Genomic DNA, 1,595 nt, shown 5'->3' with positions numbered 1-1,595 from the left:
AATTTAAGGAAGTATGTAAATGATATAAGGAAGAATAGGATAAATATTAGTTTATATGAGATTAAGGAAAAGGCATAATTACATACTAAGACTTAAGGGGGCAAAGCCCTCAATTTAAGGTTGTATGAGAGTGTGAAAAAAAGTCTGTAAATTAGATCTTCTATGATTTTAAAAGAAGAAATTTCTAATTTACATCTATTCCCTCTTTGGTTTATATATATCACAATTAAATGTGCATGTCAATATAGGGTGGAGTGATCCCACCCCTCATTTTTCTCTTATATATTACATTGATAATCTTCCATCATACATAATACTTAATTCACCATATATCTGTCCCCAATTTCTTACAACATTTGTCCATTTCTTCGTAGCCTCAAATATTGCCAAATACAGTGCCTTTAATAATGATGTATCACTTGGAAATACACTCCTTTGACGATTTAATTTACGATATGTTGCATTTAATGACTCTATTGTATTTGTTGTATATATTACCTTCCTTACAATCTCTGAAAATTTAAATATAGGTGTTATTGTATCCCAATTATCTTTCCATCTCTTCATTGAATTTGGATATTTTTCTTTCCACTTATCTATAACTTTTTCTAAATTTAATAAACCCACCTTCTCATTTGATGCCTGATATATACTCTTTAAATCATTAGCAAATTCTTTCTTATCCTTATCTGATACATACTTTAATGTATTTCTTACCTGATGCACTATACATCTTTGATATTCTGTCTTAGGAAATGCCAAACTAATTGCCTCCTTTATCCCCATAAGTCCATCTGCACATATTATTAATATATCCTTAACTCCCCTATTCTTTAACTCATTTAATACTGATAACCAATATTTTGAACTTTCATTAGCTCCTATACTTATCGTTAATACCTCTTTCATTCCATCTGAATTTATACCTAATACTACATATGCTGCTAATTTCTTAATAACTCCATTATCTCTAACTGAATAATATATATCATCTATATATATTATTGGATACACATCTGATAATGCTCTATTTTGCCATTCTTCTATATGTGGTAATATCTTATCTGTTACATCTGAAATAAATCCCTCTGATACATCAAATCCATATATATCTTCTATTGTATCCGATATCTGTCTAGTACTCATACCTTTTGCATACATTGATATTATTTTTTGATCTATATCTGTTATATCCTTTTTACGCTTCTTTACTATCTTTGGATTAAAGCTTGAATTTCTATCTTGTTCTACTTCTATATCCATAGAACCATAATGAGTATTTATTTGTTTATGTTTATATCCATTTCTATAATTATAAGAATCATATCTTTTAGATTTTTCATATCCTAGATGTTGTTCTAGTTCTGTTTCCATCATTTCTTTTATTGTTCCACCTAATAGATCTTTTAGGGCATCTTGTATATCTTCTGTTGATTGAATATCATATTCTTGTAATAGTTGTGCTATGATATTTCTTTTCCCTTCTGTCATTTTTACTTTGTGTAATGTTTTCTTTTCTTTTGCCATAATAATAGGTCTCCTTCTGATATTTTTTATTATATCATAGAAGACCTACTTTTTTCTATTTACAGACT

The 1,595-nt window shown here is 28.2% G+C and carries 1 protein-coding gene; it reads right to left on the bottom strand.

Annotated features, from left to right (window positions below):
• Positions 1 to 285: 285 nt before the first annotated feature.
• Entirely contained in the window at positions 286 to 1,491 is a 1,206-nt protein-coding gene (locus tag BT993_RS06760) for an IS256 family transposase (protein WP_208600526.1), read from the bottom strand.
• Positions 1,492 to 1,595: the final 104 nt, after the last annotated feature.

The sequence above is a fragment of the Streptobacillus ratti genome, from assembly GCF_001891165.1.
Lineage (GTDB): Bacteria > Fusobacteriota > Fusobacteriia > Fusobacteriales > Leptotrichiaceae > Streptobacillus > Streptobacillus ratti.
The sequence above is the reverse complement of the archived record's forward strand: the minus strand, read 5'-3'. Positions and strand labels throughout refer to the sequence as shown.